Origin of the sequence: Marinococcus halotolerans DSM 16375 (assembly GCF_000420725.1) — a bacterium.
Lineage (GTDB): Bacteria > Bacillota > Bacilli > Bacillales > Marinococcaceae > Marinococcus > Marinococcus halotolerans.
This window is the reverse complement of record NZ_ATVM01000008.1, coordinates 77264-91982: the sequence shown is the minus strand read 5'-3', so window position 1 is coordinate 91982 and position 14719 is coordinate 77264. Positions and strand designations below refer to the sequence as shown.

The window sequence follows — 14719 nt, the reverse complement described above, 5'->3', positions numbered from 1 at the left end:
AGCCGGCATGAAAATTCGCGGGCTTTCCTATCAGGGCGGCGTGTTTTTCTTTGGAGCATCCTTTATGAGCAGAGCCTATGTCGGCAGTGAAGGAAAGATACATGCCGAACTGCTTCCGCTTTCCGTGCGGTCTTATTTAAGAGCAGCAGCAGTGGTAACAGGGGCGATGCCTGTCTGGTACAAGCTCACAGCCGCTGTCTGGCTCATAGCGGCCATTTTTCAGCTCCTTCCTTTATATTCGTTTTTATTGTTTGTCATGGGAACTCATTTTATTTTTCCACAGCAGCTCAAAAAGTTTCACGGCGCAGAGCATAAAGTTTTTAGCGTTTTTAGCTTTACCGGCGTACCCGAAAAAAGCTCGTGGAAAAGAGTGGCAAGAGCATCGATTACAAACCATCACTGCTCCACCAACATTGTGTTTATATACTTCGTATTGTTTCTTGTAATGGCGTCGCCGGTTTACATTGTTTCTTCTCCGGGAAATGTTTTTATAGCTGTCAGTGCTTATGTATCACTGCCGATGGCTTTTTTGGCAGAAAAAGTGCTTCAGCGGCACTTTGCCGACAGCAGAAACACATGGCTGAAGCCTTCGTTCTGGCTTCAACGAAATATTACATGTTCTGTGCCGGAGAAGGTACACGTTCAAACTGCGATTACCGCATTTCGGGTGCTTGCTGAACGTGAATTCCCGCACCGGCCCGGAAGAAAACGAAAGGAGCAGTTATTTATGGCAATTGTTGATGTGACAGTCTCTCCTATAGACAAACAGGGAACTGGGATGTCGGATACGGTAGCAAAAATTCAGGACGTGCTTGAAAAGCACAATGATAAAATTGATATTGAAATGACGCCAATGAGTACGCTTCTCGAAGGAAATATTGATGATCTGCTGCAGGTTGTCAGAGAAATACACGAAATACCTTTTGAAGAAGGCTATCAGCGTGTATCAACAAATATTCGTATTGACGACCGCCGTGATGCAGAAGGCAAGCAGATGAAAAAGAAAATGGAATCAGTACGAAACGCGCGAAAGCAGTAACCAATACGAAAGCCGGCAGAGCTGACTCTGCCGGCTTTACCTATGTTCTTGGTAAGAAAGAGCTTCATAAACAGAGTCTCTCCAGTCTGGGGGATAAGACACTTCCCTGGAAAATCCCCGGCGGTGGCGGGCAGTGAATTTGACTTCACCGCTTTCTAATTCTTCCCATTCGACGGTACCGTCCGGCATCGCTACAGTGCCAGATTCAGAAGGAGCTTCAATATAAATATTTTCGGCATTGCGGATCATCCACTTTACATCCAGGGATCCAAACTCCTCGCTCTGCTGCAGAAGCTGAAGCTTTAAAAGTCCGGCAGCGAGTACCATAAATAAGAAAATGAATAAAAGAAAGAAAATGGTGGAGGGGAGAATAAAGCCGTCACGATGGGAAGAGCTTTTTCGTCGCTGCATGATAGGAAAGAAACGATTGAATATACTGCCCATCATTTAAAATCACCTCCACATCCGCCCCGTATTCTCCTGTCTTCACAAAAAAAGCAGAAGCTCCCTGGAGCATGATTTCAAATCCTTCATTATCCACCCGGCGGACGACCCGCCCGTTAGAGATAAAATATTCGTACGTATGCTGTGTGGATTTAATATAAAACCGTTGCTTCTTATATGTTAACGATTGAGCAGTCTGCATGTCTTCCTCCATCTGCTGAACAAATAAGCGTGCTTCAGTATCGGGAGACGGAACTTCAGTTAAAAGCAGGCTGCTGAATTTAGCAGCGGCCAGTGCCCACAGGCTGAACAGCAGCAGAGTAATAATCATTTCAGGAAGCGTGACCCCTTTACTGTTTCGCAAGGACATACACACACTGTTCGTTACGGCTTCCCTCGATCGAAGTACACACTTTATAGCCTTCTTCGTGCTCTTTAATGTGAACATGAATCCTTCCTTTCAAATAGGTGGAAGCAGTGACTGCGGCAGAGGCAGACTGGTGAATGCGCCCTGCTTCCTTTTCCATCACATACAGCTGCTCGTAATACAACTGCTGGCTGCTCCAGGTCTGATAATTCTGATGAAGAAGGGGGAGCATAAATAGAGTAACAGCGAACAGAAGGGAAAGGGCACTGACGGCTTCAATCAGCGTGAATCCATTACGAAGATGTCTCAACGCGGAGCCGCCCCCTTCCAATTTGAAATATAAACCGGTACGACCGGGACGGACCGTGAAGGGTTGCTGTGCCTGCTTTTTTAATGTTTCCTTTCTCCGTATATGACAATTCATAAAACTGGAGCTTAGAAGCAGTGGGAGCGAAAAAACCTTCGGGGATGGTGCGCTCGATTAAAGGTTCACTGCGGTCGTTGCTTACGAGGGCATAGTAATTCTCCTCTGCGTGCCAGTTGAGACGGGCGGGGGTATGGTGAGTATAAGCATAGTGCTGACTGTAAACGAGATCAGCCTCCAACTGCCGGACGAAATGATCTTCACGTGTGCTCTGATAGGCCGAAGAGAAATGAATAAATGGTACAGCGGCAAGTACGCTGAAAACAAGCAGAACTACGATAGCTTCCGGAAAGGTATAACCCTTTGAATTGAAGAGAAGCATCAGGATCCTTTACTTACGGCCCCGTTATTATATACAAGTGGAGTGTTGTCCGGGCAGGTGATCGTTTCTACATAGTCAGCTTCGACAAGATCCTGAAGGGAAGACGGTTCGCTGCCGTATTCAACCTCATAGGCAGCAGCCTGGGTTTCTAAAAGCTGGATGGTGGCGTCGCACCCTTTGGACTGGGCAACCTGGTTGTTTGTACCGATGTTTGGGATAGCAATTAAAAGAAGCACAGTAATAATGAGAAGTACAATCAGCATTTCCACCATAGTAAAACCTTTGTTGTTTTTAAGCATATGTTTTTTCCTTTCTGGAAGGGCGGGATTGGCGAAGCAACTGTAATAAAGAAGCAATGTCTTCTTCTTTATGCATTTCAAGGTCCGTCAAGCGTTTTTCAAGTAACGAGAGTCGTTCAGAAAAATAATCGTGAGGAATTTGCATGGGTGGACACTCCTTTTACTGTATGGAAGTAATCATGTGATACATAGGTAAAAATACGGCAGCGAAAAGACTTAAAATCAGAATGCCGACCGAGAAGAAGAGAATGGGCTGGGCAGTCATGGTCATCCGTTGGATGTCTGTTTCGAGTTTATGCTGTGTCTGGCTGCTGTATTGCACAAGCACCTGGCCGAGTGCGCCGATAGACTGGCCGTACTGCACCGCCTGGCCGAGGCTTTCAAGATACCAGGGCCGTCGGAACGTTTCGGGCAGAGGCGTGCCGGCAGCGAGCGTTTGTTCAAGGCGCTCTCCTTCTTCCTGAATTAATGGGGAATGCTTTTGGTTTTTTAACACCAGACAGCTTTCAGAGAGAGATAAACCATTTAATAGCAGGTAGCCGAACTGTTCAGCGAAAGAGGCCGTAGTCCTCATAGTAATAAAAGATCGGAGAAACGGCAGTCTGGTCCAAAAATAAGCTCGCGTTGAAGCAGGCTTCGGACGGACAGCGAAAGCATAAAATGCCCCGAGGCCAGTCAGCAGAACAAAAACAAGGGCAAAGAAGAAAGGAGCTGCAGAAATCATGTTCATCACCATTCGGGTGTAAAAAGGAAGCTCCATGCTCAGCTGTTCAAACAGCTCGAGAAACTGTGGAAAAAGGTAGCGGACAAATACATAAGCGAGAATAATCAGCAGCCATAGAAGAAATAAAGGGTAATACAGAACTTTACGGAAGCTGCTCCAGGCCTCCAGGCGGCTCATGTAATGATCACCCGCTGCAGTTAATCCTTCAGAAAGTCGGCCGGACTGCTCCGCGAAATAAACAAAAGCAGCAATATCAGATGGGAAATGGTGTTCAAGCAACAGTTCATGGAGCTCCCGGCCGCTGCGAAGGTGCCTTCGTATGCTGCGCAGAGAAGCAGTAACAGAAGCTGGCTGTTCCCAGGAAAGCATCTGTATGGATTGATCCAGATGATACCCGCTGCTGAGCAGCTCGCCAAGCTGTTGAAGAAATAATGCTTTTGCCTCCGGCTTCCAGGCTTTTTTTATTGGCTTGCTCATGCTCTGGCCTCAGCAAAGGCTTCCTTGCCGAATAAGCCGAGCGCATAGCCCCGTCTCAGCTGCTCATTTATTCGGGGTGAATCAAGTGGTTTATTGGAATCAAGCATGGAATGGATATCCTTTCGGGTAGAAAAATCAAATAGCGCGAGGCGCCCGTGGGTGGAAAGAGAAGAGGTGGAAATAAGCCGCTGATGGGCAATGAAGGTGGTGGTTTCAAGGAGGTCCGTTGTTGAAAGGCCAAGGTCCAGCAGTCTGCGGAGGACCCCGAACGTACTGCCGGCATGCAGTGTAGTGAGCACAAGATGGCCGGTGAGTGCAGCACGCAGAGCCAGCTGCGCTGTTTCAGCGTCACGTATCTCTCCGATCATGATCACATCGGGGTCATGCCGCATGGATGCCTTCAGAAGAGATGCATAGGTGAGCCCCGCTTTTTCGTTGACTTCCGTTTGGATACAGCCGGGCACCCGGAGCTCTACAGGGTCTTCGATTGTAATAATACGCTGCGGTCCTGAGGCAAGCAGATGCTCGAGCATGGCGTAAAGGGTAGTGGATTTTCCGGACCCGGTGGCTCCGGTCAATAGAACCAGTCCTTTGCGGGAGGCAAGAGCGTCTTCGAATGAGCGGGTAGTGGTGGAAGTTAAAAACAACTGCGGGAGAGTAAACTTAAAGGTCTGCGGAAGCAGCCGGATAGAGAAGCTTTCCATACGTTCTGAAGGCATGGTGGAAAAACGGAGATGTACGGGGGGATGAAGCGAGCGGTACGTAAGCGAGCCATCCTGCGGACGCCTTCGTTCGCCGATATCCATTCCGGCTCTAAACTTTAAGTGCGTAATAAGCCGGTGGGCGAAAGCCGCAGAATACGTATCTAAATGCTCGAGGCGTCCATGGATACGAAAATAGAGAGAAGCTTCTGAATAAGACGGCAGCAGATGAATATCCGATGCGCCGGCGGCCGCTGCCTGATGGATCAACTGCCGTGTAAATGATTCGATGTTGGTCAAGGCCTCACCTTCTTTCTGAAAAGTAATTTTATTATATGGTAAATCAAGGAAATAATCTACCATTTTTTTCAATATATTAATTTTTTGAAGAAAGCGTAACAGAAGCAGCGGTATGATAAAATATAAAAGACTGCCCAATATTCCGTCAGGAGTTTAAAACCAACTTGACACATAAGAATTATACGGATAAAATTGACCATAATAAAATGACCAGTTTATACACATGGATAAAATAAAGCTAAAGAGAAAATTATTTTGTCCTTAAAGCGATAAGATTGCAGTTAAATTTATTTGTGAGGTGGAGAGAGTGCAATTGCAGGTTACTAATAGTCCTTTTAGCCAGGAGCAGGTAGATTTACTGAATCAGCTCCTGCCGACATTAACAGAAAATCAGAAAATTTGGTTAAGCGGGTATTTGGCTTCCCAGGCGACTTCAGGCGCTGCACCGGCAGCAGCTGAAGGGCCGGCTGTCCAGGAAGCGGCTGCTCCCCAGACGTCCCAGGCAGAGGCGGCTTCCAAGGAAGTAACCATTTTATTTGGCTCCCAGACCGGTAATGGTCAAATGATTGCAGAAGACAGCTCAAGAAGGCTGAAAGATCAGGGCTACAATGTAACTGTAAGCTCGATGGATGATTTCAAGACGAAAAACATGAAAAAGGTGGAAAACCTATTAGTTATCGTGAGTACACACGGAGAAGGCGATCCTCCGGACAACGCTATTTCTTTTCATGAGTTTCTGAATGGGCGTAAAGCTCCGAAACTCGAAGATGCACGCTTTTCCGTACTCGCGCTTGGAGACACCTCCTATGAACATTTCTGCCAGACAGGTAAAGATTTTGATCAGCGGCTTGAAGATCTTGGAGGCACCCGTCTATATCCAAGAGTAGACTGCGATGTTGATTTTGACGACGATGCCGAAGAATGGATCCAGGGCGTCCTTTCGAGCCTGAATGAGCTTCAGGAAGAACCGGCGCAGGCGGCAGCAGCCCCTGCCGGAGCGGCTGCTTCGGCTGCTCCTGCCACGGAACAGCCGGCGTACTCAAGAACTAACCCGTTCCGGGCGGAAATATTGGATAACATTAATTTAAACGGACGGGGATCGGCAAAAGAAACCCGTCATATAGAGCTTTCGCTTGAAGGATCAGGCCTGACCTTTGAACCCGGGGACAGCCTCGGGATGTTTCCGGAAAATGATCCACTTCTGGTTGACCAGCTGATTCGCGAAATGGACTGGAATCCGGAAGAAACAGTAGTATTGAATAAGCAGGGCGATATTCGCTCGCTTCGTGAAGCACTCCTCTCTCATTTTGAAATCACGGTTTTAACTAAACCGCTGCTTGAAAAAATGAGTAAGCTGACAAATAACGAAAAACTCTCAGAGCTGCTGGAAACAGAACAGGCGGACGATTTGCGCTCGTACCTCGAAGGACGTGACCTTTTGGATCTGTTGAAGGATTACGGACCATGGCAGGGTGGAGCAGCAGATGTAGTGGGTAATTTACGGAAAATACCGCCGCGCCTGTACTCGATAGCAAGCAGTCCATCCGCCAATCCTGATGAAGTGCATTTAACAGTAGGGGCCGTTCGCTATGATGCTCATGGCAGACCACGGACAGGTGTCTGCTCCGGACAGTGCGCAGAACGCACGGACCCGGGAGATACGCTGCCTATTTATATTCAGCACAACCCAAATTTCAAACTTCCGGATAACCCGTCTGCCCCTGTTATTATGGTAGGACCGGGAACTGGAATTGCCCCGTTCCGCTCATTTGTCGAAGAACGCGAGGAAGTGGAAGCGGACGGCAAATCATGGCTCTTCTTCGGGGACCAGCATTTCCGGACAGACTTTCTGTACCAGACAGAATGGCAGCAATGGCTTGAAGAAGGCTCGTTATCAAAAATGGATGTAGCCTTTTCACGGGATAACGAAGAAAAGGTATACGTCCAGCACCGGATTCTTGAAAATAGTGGAGAAGTTTATCAGTGGCTGCAGGACGGGGCGTTTTTATACATCTGTGGAGATGAAAAGCGGATGGCCCATGACGTGCATGAAGCCCTGGTGACAGTGCTTGAACAAGAAGGAAATATGACACATGAAGCAGCTGAAGCATACATGCTCGATCTGCAGCAGCAAAAACGCTATCAGCGTGACGTATATTAATAACTACCGGGGAGGAACCAAACGCATATGGCAGAATACAGTAGTTTAAAACACATTCAAGACACTCCCTTGGACGGGATGGAGCAATTGAAAAAGGGCAGTAATTTTTTGCGCGGCACGCTTGTAGAAACGATGGCTAACCCCATCACTGCAAGCATCCCTGAAACAGACGCGAAGCTCATGAAATTTCATGGCAGCTACATGCAGGACGACCGGGACCTGCGCAACGAACGACGCCAGCAAAAGCTTGAACCGGCTTATCAGTTTATGCTCCGTGTCCGTCTGCCGGCAGGCGTCATAACCCCAGAACAGTGGCTCACGATGGATGAAGTGTCACATAAATACGGCAACGGCACTCTCCGGCTGACTACGCGCCAGACCTTTCAAATGCATGGAGTTCTGAAATGGAATATGAAAAAAAATCTGCAGGAAATCCATGCAGCTATGATAGATTCTGTGGCGGCCTGCGGGGACGTTAACAGAAACGTTATGTGCAATGTGAATCCGAATCAATCCGATGTGCACGGAGAAGTTTATGAGTATTCCAAACAGATTAGCGACCATCTGCTGCCCCGCACGACGGCTTACCATGAAATATGGCTTGATGAAGAAAAAGTAGCAGATAGCAAGGAAGTAGTTGAACCTATTTACGGCGAAACGTACCTCCCAAGAAAATTCAAGATCGGCGTGGCGGTCCCGCCGTCCAACGACATTGACGTTTTCTCCCAGGACATCGGCTATATTGCTATTGTAGAAGACGGGGAGCTGCAGGGATTTAACGTATCAGTCGGTGGCGGCATGGGAATGACGCACGGCGAGCCGGATACGTATCCGCAGCTTGGACGCGTGATCGGCTACGTGCCGAAGGAAGAAGTGGTGAATGCTTCAGAGAAGCTGCTGACGATTCAGCGCGATTATGGCAATCGTTCCAACCGGAAAAACGCCCGTTTCAAATATACGATTGACCGTTATGGGGTCGAATGGCTGAAAAGCGAATTGAATGAACGGCTTGGCTATGAATTAGAGGCTGCCCGTTCCTATGAATTTGAAAGCAACGGGGACGAGTACGGATGGATCAAAGGCAACGACGGTAAGTGGCATTTCACCCTCTTTATTGAAAATGGACGGATCAAAGATGAAGAAAACTATCAATTGATGACCGGTCTTCGGGAAATAGCCAAAAACCACACCGGCGACTTTCGAATGACGCCGAATCAAAACGTTGTCATATCCGATATAACAGACGATAAAAAACAGCAGATCAGCAAACTGATTGAGGATTACGGTCTGACAGACGGAAAGCACTATTCCGCTCTCCGCCGCAATTCCATGGCCTGTGTTTCCTTTCCGACCTGTGGCCTTGCCATGGCGGAGGCAGAGCGTTATCTTCCGTCGCTGGTCGATAAACTCGAGGTGATGCTTGAGGAGCAGGGTCTGCGGGATGAAGACATTATTATCCGCATGACAGGATGTCCAAATGGCTGTGCCCGTTCAGCGCTCGGGGAGATCGGCTTTATCGGAAAAGCACCGGGAAAATATAATATGTATTTAGGCGCAAGCTTTACCGGCGACCGCCTGAGCAAGCTGTACCGGGAAAATATCGGGGAAGAGGAGATTTTAAGTGAACTCAAACCGATGATTGGCCGCTTTGCGAAGGAGCGTTACGAGGGAGAGCATTTCGGGGACTTTGTCATCCGTGCAGACTATGTTAAAGCGACTACAGACGGCACAAATTTTCATGACTGATAAAAACGGGGGCACGCGTAAGCGGCTCCCGTTTTTCTATGAATTTAAAAGGGAGATTTTTTCCTCAGCGCTTTTGCTTTCAGGGTTGTATCCTGTTTGTATGTCCCATAAGATGAAATATAGTGCGGTAAAACAATTATATGCAAGGTAATAGAACTAGGCAGGAGGACGTCATGAGTATAAGAATAAGAACAGTAGAAGCAGAAGATATACCCAGTCTCGCAGAAGCCATGCAGACGTATATTGTGAACCATTACGAGCATCCGGATCCCGGCCTCGGCAAATTAAAAACGTTAATTAAGAAACTTCTGGCCCAGCCGGAAATCGGCATCCAGTTTATTGTGGAGCATTACGGCGATTTAATCGGTTTTGCTACCCTGTATCAGACGTTCAGCACCTTACAGGTTAAAAAAACAGCCATCTTAAATGATCTGTATATCTATCCAGAATTTCAGGGTCAGCATTATGGAAAAGAGCTTCTTGAGTTCGTTCTTTCTTATGTACAGTCGGAGGATTATGCCGGCATGGTGCTTGAAACAGACCGGGCCAATAAAAAAGCACGCAGGCTTTACGAATCGCTCGGCGGTGCTAAAAGCGCCTGGACGCATTACGAATGGGAATTTTAAATAACGCAAAATAGTTTACTCTGATAAAGTTTGAGCAGACTAAAGGATTTATGCTAAAATCTTCTTTGTGCGTTTAACCTGTATATGTACATAAACGATAAAAGAAGAGAAACGAGGGAAACAAAGTGGAGTACGCAGTTATAGTTTCAGTTCTGGTGTTAATTGTGCTCAGCCTCTTTCGCCTGAATGTCATTCTTGCACTGATGGGGGCAGCAGTAACGGCAGGGCTGCTGGCCGGTCTTTCTTTTACCGATTCCATTGAAATGCTCGTATCCGGTATGGGCGGGAGGGCTGATACCGCCCTCAGCTACATTCTGCTTGGTGTTTTTGCTGTTATGATTGGCTATTCGGGTATTACAGGGTTTTTAGTGACAAATCTGGTAAAGCTGTTAAAAAATAAACGGGCGGCTTTGCTTTTGACCATTGCAGGAGTAGCCTGTTTATCGCAGAATCTTATTCCGGTACATATTGCTTTTATTCCGATACTTATACCGCCGCTTCTGCATTTGTTTGACCATATGAAAATTAACCGCCGGGCAGTTGCTGTTAGTTTGACCTTCGGCTTAAAGGCGCCGTATATACTGCTGCCTGTCGGCTATGGGTTAATCTTTCAGAATATTATTCAGGAAAGCATGAACGAAAACGGCATGAACATTGCTTTCGGACAGATTTGGCAGGCGATGATTATTCCGGTCGGCGGCATGGTGATCGGTCTGCTGATAGCTGTATTCGTTACGTACCGCAAAGATAAAGAAACAAACACGGGGAACATAGATGTTACGGAAGCAGAAGCTTCCCTGAAGGATACGAAAAGATTTCAGCTGTCGCATTTGTTAACACTGATAGCGATTGTGTCTGCGCTGTTAGTACAGGTGTGGACAGAATCATTGGTAATAGGTGCACTGACCGGTATTGCAGCTATGTTTATTTTCCGGGTTGTTCCGGTGAAAGAAGCAGATCAGACGGTGAACGACGGCGTTCGCATGATGGGGATGATCGCCTTTGTAATGCTTCTTGCGTCCGGCTACGCGACTGTGCTGCAGGACACCGGAGCAGTAGAACAGTTAGTGGCAGTAACGTCTGATGTTCTTGGCGGCAGCCAGCTGCTCGGAGCAGTCGTGATGCTTTTGACAGGGCTGTTGATTACAATGGGGATTGGTTCTTCATTCGGGACGATTCCAATCCTCGCGGCATTGTTTGTGCCACTAAGCGCCTCGCTCGGCTTCTCTCCGCTTGCCACTGCAGCTTTAATCGGCACGGCGGGGGCGATTGGGGATGCAGGATCTCCGGCTTCCGACAGCACGCTTGGACCAACAGCCGGCCTCAACGCCGATGGCCACCATGATCATATATGGGACACCTGTGTTCCTACGTTCCTGCACTTCAACATTCCGCTGTTTATCTGCGGACTTGCCGCAGCGTTTCTTCTGTAGCAGTTTCGCAGCAAATGCATTGCAAAATTAGTCCAAAACAGGTAAAGTGAAACATGAATAAATAATGTATGTTTTATACGGACGATAGAAATTTTTAGACAATAGGGCTGAAAATAAGTCGTTGCCTCGCAGGAAATAAAACCCCGGGAGTCGTCTCAGGCGGCTCCCCGTAAAATTCAATAAGCAGTAAATGATGCAGGATCGTTAGACAATTGAGCTAAACGGTAAGCTACAAAGGATATTTTTCCTCTGTGGCTTTTTTTATGCTTTTATAAGCCTTCGTTTTTCCGAGGAAGGCTGGTAGAGCGAGAACAAAACAAGATGAGGTTTGGAAGAAAAGGAGAAGAATGTAATGTCAGAAGTAAAGGAAGTACAATCAGCGATAGCTGGATATATTGGAAAGGTTTTGAGGGAAAGCTTTGGAAAGGGACCTATCTCTGTACATACTACGTGGGCTCCGCCTTATTTTTGTGTTCACATTCGTGATTTTTTGGTGCCAATGGAACAAATTTTAATCCAAAAAAATGAAGGCAGAAAGGTTAAAGAGTTGAGAGAGATGCTGATGAGCGTTCTCTATGCTGATATAAAATCAGAACTCGAAGCGGTTACCGGCAAGGAAGTTCTCGATATTTATACAAACTGGAACCTGAGTCAGCGCTCGGGAGTAATTTTCGGTACAGTTGATGCCCCTGCGGAATCTGAAATTGTAGAAAAGTGGCAGGAAGAGTTAAACAGCGTGGTAAAAAGGGCTGGAGAAAACAAGGAAGGTCTCTCTGCTTTTGTGAATACAAAACCTTTAAATCACCGCGTAGTTCTGATTGAACGTACGAATGTATTAACTCCGGTAGAACGCCAGCTTCTTGAAGAAGGACATGAAGAGGAAATTGAAGCAGCAAAGACGACACTTGTGAAAGGTATTATCGAGGAAACAGATTTACTGGCACGAATGCCGCGGGAAGTCATCGATCCATTTATTATCTGGGATGTGGATAAAGACATTAATTATTTAATATTTATCTGCAGCAGCAGGGAACCCGAAACAAAATAACGCCGCTCCTTTTGATTAAAAGAGCGGCGCCGGTATTACAGGGAAGTGGGCTTCACGACAATTTCGTCTTTTTGGGCGGCGTATTCATGATACAAATGCTTTAAAGGGTGTCTGGTGTTTGGCTGCCACGGTTTTTCCGGGCCGGTAAAATGAATAACGGCTGGCTTTTCGGCAGCACTCATCACCTTTTTCCCCTGACGGGTGTCAGGTAAAGCCTTCAGAAACATATCGGTCATTGTATTCCATTTAGGATGAAGCTCGAACCAATGATTGTAAAGTACAGCGTTTAAGCCGTCCTGGTCATGATAAAGCATCCGGCTCTCGTGCTTTTGGATAAACTGGACGACCTGGTCGGTCACCTGGCGTTTTTTCCAATTCGGCACCTGAATCATCATGACTCCGGAATTAAAATATTTAGCTTCCGGCGGCATGAATAAATCATCGTTGCGGTAAAAGCCGCCGAAGTTTTCCGCTGCGGCAATAACCTGGTGCCGCAGAGGGATCTTCCACAAAATTGTAATGTCCTCCTGGATGATCGTGTCGCAGTCGATATATAATACTTTGTCTGCCTCTGTAAACAAGTACGGAATGGACAGCCGGTAATAGGCAGCGTTGGTAATGTGATAGGAATATTTGTGATTCGCCTGAAAAAGATTTTTATATCTGTCTGTGTCGATGGCGTGAAAAACGACACGGGATTTAAAATGAGCTCCGAGCTGCTCGAGCATTTGCTTTTGGTAGCTGATCCAGCCGGTTTCAATAACGTGAAATTCGATTCTTTCGGGTTTTGTGGTGTTCATAAGCAGAGATGTAAAGGAAACAGCTGTGTGTTCTGCATAGTTGGCGTCAGCTACAGTTGTAACAATATAGGGAGAAGAATAAGACATAACAAGCACTCCTTCGTGGGGTAGTAGTAATTAATCTGTTTCAGTCACAGAAGCACCCGGTGCATGTCTGGAACTAAAAAGAAACAGCTGGCAGGCTTTTTCTTTTCAGCTTATGATTAGCTCCCAATGGTCTAACTCATTGCTGCTGAAGCTGGTTATATTCACTTTTAAAAACCGGCGTAAAAATTTGCGGATAGCTATACATATATCCTTAATGCATCTTTTTGAAACAAAGTAAAGGCAAATGAACAAAAAATAAGCTTTTGGAACTAGGTTTAAAGCAGTTTAAATGGAAGATGCCTGAAAGAGGATGGCAAAAATCATATATCGGGGGAGGGCTGCATGTTAAAGTGGAGGAGAACAGAATAAGGAAGGAGAGAAAATGATGGAAATGAGTGAAGTCACCGCCAAGCTGATAGAAGCAAAAAACCGGAAAAGAGCTACTTATCAGGATTTAGCGGAAGCTGTGGGCCGTAATAAAACCTGGGTCGCTGCCGTAATTCAGGGTCAGGCATCAATGGATGAAAAGGAAGCAGACGCGCTCATTAACTACCTCGAGGTTCCTTATGAAGAAATCAAGCATAAACTGATGGCTGTACCGTACAAAGGTTCTCTAAGCGAAGGTACTCCGACAGATCCGCTTATTTATCGCTTTCACGAAATTACTCAGGTATACGGCACGACATTAAAGGAAATTATCCATGAGGAATTCGGTGATGGTATTATGAGCGCCATCGATTTTAAAATGGATGTAGAACGTGAGGAAGATCCGGGTGGAGACCGGGTGGTTGTCACGTTGAACGGCAAATTTCTTCCGTATTCAAAATGGTAGACAAATAAAGACAATAGAGCCGCCTTTCCATTTCGAAGGAAAGGCGGCTCTATATTTATAAAGCTTATAAGTAGATTAATCTACTACGGTTACTTCGACGCTTCGGCGGCCGAAGGAGTATGCTTCGGACTTACTTGGAACGTGAACGTCGATACGGTTTCCGTTTATCGCTCCGCCGGTGTCCGCTGCCGTATAAGTACCCATACCTTCAATTTGCACCTCAGAGCCGAGTGGAATGACGTCAGGGTCTACTGCTATTACTTTCGCGTAACGGTTGGTATTTAAATTTACACCAGTAGCTGTAATGCCACTGCAGCCTGCGCAGTCTGCTGTATAAGCAGTGGCCTCGACTGTCATGGACTCTCCTCCGCCGGAGGTGTCTGAAGAGCTGCTGCTTTCGGAAGTGGAAGCAGATTCTACTGCTTCATTGTCGCTGTCTTCCGCTTCGGAGCTTTCCTCAGTCTCACTTTCACTGGAGCTGCCGGAGCTTTCTCCATAAAGCGCAGCCTTTGTATTCGGGCCAATAATGCCGTCGACTGTAAGGCCTTCATCAGCCTGAAAATCACGGACAGCAGCTGCTGTAATCGAACCAAAAATCCCGTCTACTTCATAATCATAATATCCTTTATCATCGAGTACCGATTGGGCTTCGGATACAGAGTCATTGGAGTCTCCCTGGACTAACAGACTGTCTGATGCATCACTTACCGCTGGTGCTGCAAAAGCTAAAGCTGTACCAAGAACTGCGCCGCCGATCCAATGTGAAGCTTTCGTAGATTTCATCATGGTTGAAAAATTCCTCCCCGGAAAGTATAAAATTTTTTATTTAGTAAGCATTAAGGGTGAACGAACGTAAACAAATTAGTATTGGATGCGTATGTGAAAATAA

General features: G+C 46.7%; 17 protein-coding genes. 7 read left to right on the top strand and 10 right to left on the bottom strand.

Annotated elements, in window-relative coordinates; all coding sequences use genetic code 11:
- Nucleotides 1-7: 7 nt before the first annotated feature.
- Nucleotides 8-1039: an MTH1187 family thiamine-binding protein gene (locus G548_RS18995; RefSeq protein ID WP_022793618.1), complete on the top strand. Its 1032-nt coding sequence runs from the start codon at nucleotides 8-10 to the stop codon at nucleotides 1037-1039.
- A 36-nt stretch (nucleotides 1040-1075) separates the two neighbouring features.
- Here G548_RS18995 and G548_RS0107875 read toward each other — a convergent pair whose 3' ends face one another.
- From G548_RS0107875 to comGA, 8 genes are read right to left on the bottom strand one after another with little or no spacing between them, the layout of a single operon-like run.
- Nucleotides 1076-1486, bottom strand: coding sequence for a hypothetical protein (locus G548_RS0107875; protein ID WP_156847922.1), 411 nt, complete (start codon nucleotides 1484-1486; stop codon nucleotides 1076-1078).
- Nucleotides 1419-1853 carry a ComGF family competence protein gene (locus G548_RS0107870; protein ID WP_169435234.1) on the bottom strand — a complete coding sequence of 145 codons (435 nt, stop codon included), beginning with the start codon at nucleotides 1851-1853 and terminating at the stop codon, nucleotides 1419-1421. The genes G548_RS0107875 and G548_RS0107870 overlap by 68 nt, the downstream gene beginning before the upstream one ends.
- Nucleotides 1834-2160: a hypothetical protein gene (locus G548_RS19185; RefSeq protein ID WP_022793615.1), complete on the bottom strand. Its 327-nt coding sequence runs from the start codon at nucleotides 2158-2160 to the stop codon at nucleotides 1834-1836. Before G548_RS19185 ends, G548_RS0107870 begins: the two co-directional genes overlap by 20 nt.
- Nucleotides 2144-2596: a competence type IV pilus minor pilin ComGD gene (gene comGD, locus G548_RS0107860; protein ID WP_022793614.1), complete on the bottom strand. Its 453-nt coding sequence runs from the start codon at nucleotides 2594-2596 to the stop codon at nucleotides 2144-2146. The genes G548_RS19185 and comGD overlap by 17 nt, the downstream gene beginning before the upstream one ends.
- Complete coding sequence (gene comGC / locus G548_RS0107855; protein WP_022793613.1) at nucleotides 2596-2895, bottom strand: competence type IV pilus major pilin ComGC; 300 nt, start codon at nucleotides 2893-2895, stop codon at nucleotides 2596-2598. Before comGC ends, comGD begins: the two co-directional genes overlap by 1 nt.
- The gene (locus tag G548_RS19180) at nucleotides 2888-3040 is read right to left on the bottom strand and encodes a hypothetical protein (RefSeq protein ID WP_022793612.1); all 153 of its coding nucleotides are present in this window, start codon (nucleotides 3038-3040) and stop codon (nucleotides 2888-2890) included. Before G548_RS19180 ends, comGC begins: the two co-directional genes overlap by 8 nt.
- A gap of 15 nt (nucleotides 3041-3055) precedes the next feature.
- Nucleotides 3056-4096 (bottom strand): competence type IV pilus assembly protein ComGB, encoded by a 1041-nt coding sequence (gene comGB / locus G548_RS0107845; RefSeq protein ID WP_022793611.1) that lies wholly within the window; start codon nucleotides 4094-4096, stop codon nucleotides 3056-3058.
- Nucleotides 4093-5097, bottom strand: coding sequence for a competence type IV pilus ATPase ComGA (gene comGA, locus G548_RS17665; RefSeq protein WP_169435233.1), 1005 nt, complete (start codon nucleotides 5095-5097; stop codon nucleotides 4093-4095). The genes comGB and comGA overlap by 4 nt, the downstream gene beginning before the upstream one ends.
- A gap of 307 nt (nucleotides 5098-5404) precedes the next feature.
- Here comGA and G548_RS0107835 point away from each other — a divergent pair, with 307 nt between their 5' ends.
- The 5 genes from G548_RS0107835 to G548_RS0107815 all read left to right on the top strand — a co-directional run bounded on the left by G548_RS0107835 (nucleotide 5405) and on the right by G548_RS0107815 (nucleotide 12111).
- Nucleotides 5405-7258 (top strand): assimilatory sulfite reductase (NADPH) flavoprotein subunit, encoded by a 1854-nt coding sequence (locus tag G548_RS0107835; RefSeq protein WP_022793609.1) that lies wholly within the window; start codon nucleotides 5405-5407, stop codon nucleotides 7256-7258.
- Between the two features lie 27 nt (nucleotides 7259-7285).
- Entirely contained in the window at nucleotides 7286-9004 is a 1719-nt protein-coding gene (gene cysI / locus G548_RS0107830) for an assimilatory sulfite reductase (NADPH) hemoprotein subunit (protein ID WP_022793608.1), read from the top strand.
- 173 nt (nucleotides 9005-9177) lie between these two features.
- Entirely contained in the window at nucleotides 9178-9630 is a 453-nt protein-coding gene (locus G548_RS0107825) for a GNAT family N-acetyltransferase (protein ID WP_022793607.1), read from the top strand.
- 125 nt (nucleotides 9631-9755) lie between these two features.
- Nucleotides 9756-11063 (top strand): Na+/H+ antiporter family protein, encoded by a 1308-nt coding sequence (locus tag G548_RS0107820; RefSeq protein WP_022793606.1) that lies wholly within the window; start codon nucleotides 9756-9758, stop codon nucleotides 11061-11063.
- A gap of 352 nt (nucleotides 11064-11415) precedes the next feature.
- Nucleotides 11416-12111, top strand: a complete 696-nt coding sequence (locus tag G548_RS0107815) for a Na-translocating system protein MpsC family protein (RefSeq protein ID WP_022793605.1) — start codon at nucleotides 11416-11418, stop codon at nucleotides 12109-12111.
- A 35-nt stretch (nucleotides 12112-12146) separates the two neighbouring features.
- Here the strand turns inward: G548_RS0107815 and G548_RS17660 are convergent, their stop codons facing one another.
- A complete protein-coding gene (locus G548_RS17660) occupies nucleotides 12147-12998 on the bottom strand; it encodes a glycosyltransferase family 8 protein (protein ID WP_022793604.1) in 852 nt (283 codons plus the stop codon).
- A 385-nt stretch (nucleotides 12999-13383) separates the two neighbouring features.
- Here G548_RS17660 and cynS point away from each other — a divergent pair, with 385 nt between their 5' ends.
- On the top strand, nucleotides 13384-13830 hold the full coding sequence (gene cynS, locus G548_RS0107805) for a cyanase (protein ID WP_022793603.1): 447 nt from the start codon (nucleotides 13384-13386) through the stop codon (nucleotides 13828-13830).
- Between the two features lie 75 nt (nucleotides 13831-13905).
- Here cynS and G548_RS18750 read toward each other — a convergent pair whose 3' ends face one another.
- Nucleotides 13906-14616, bottom strand: a complete 711-nt coding sequence (locus tag G548_RS18750) for a 3D domain-containing protein (RefSeq protein ID WP_022793602.1) — start codon at nucleotides 14614-14616, stop codon at nucleotides 13906-13908.
- Nucleotides 14617-14719 lie beyond the last annotated feature (103 nt).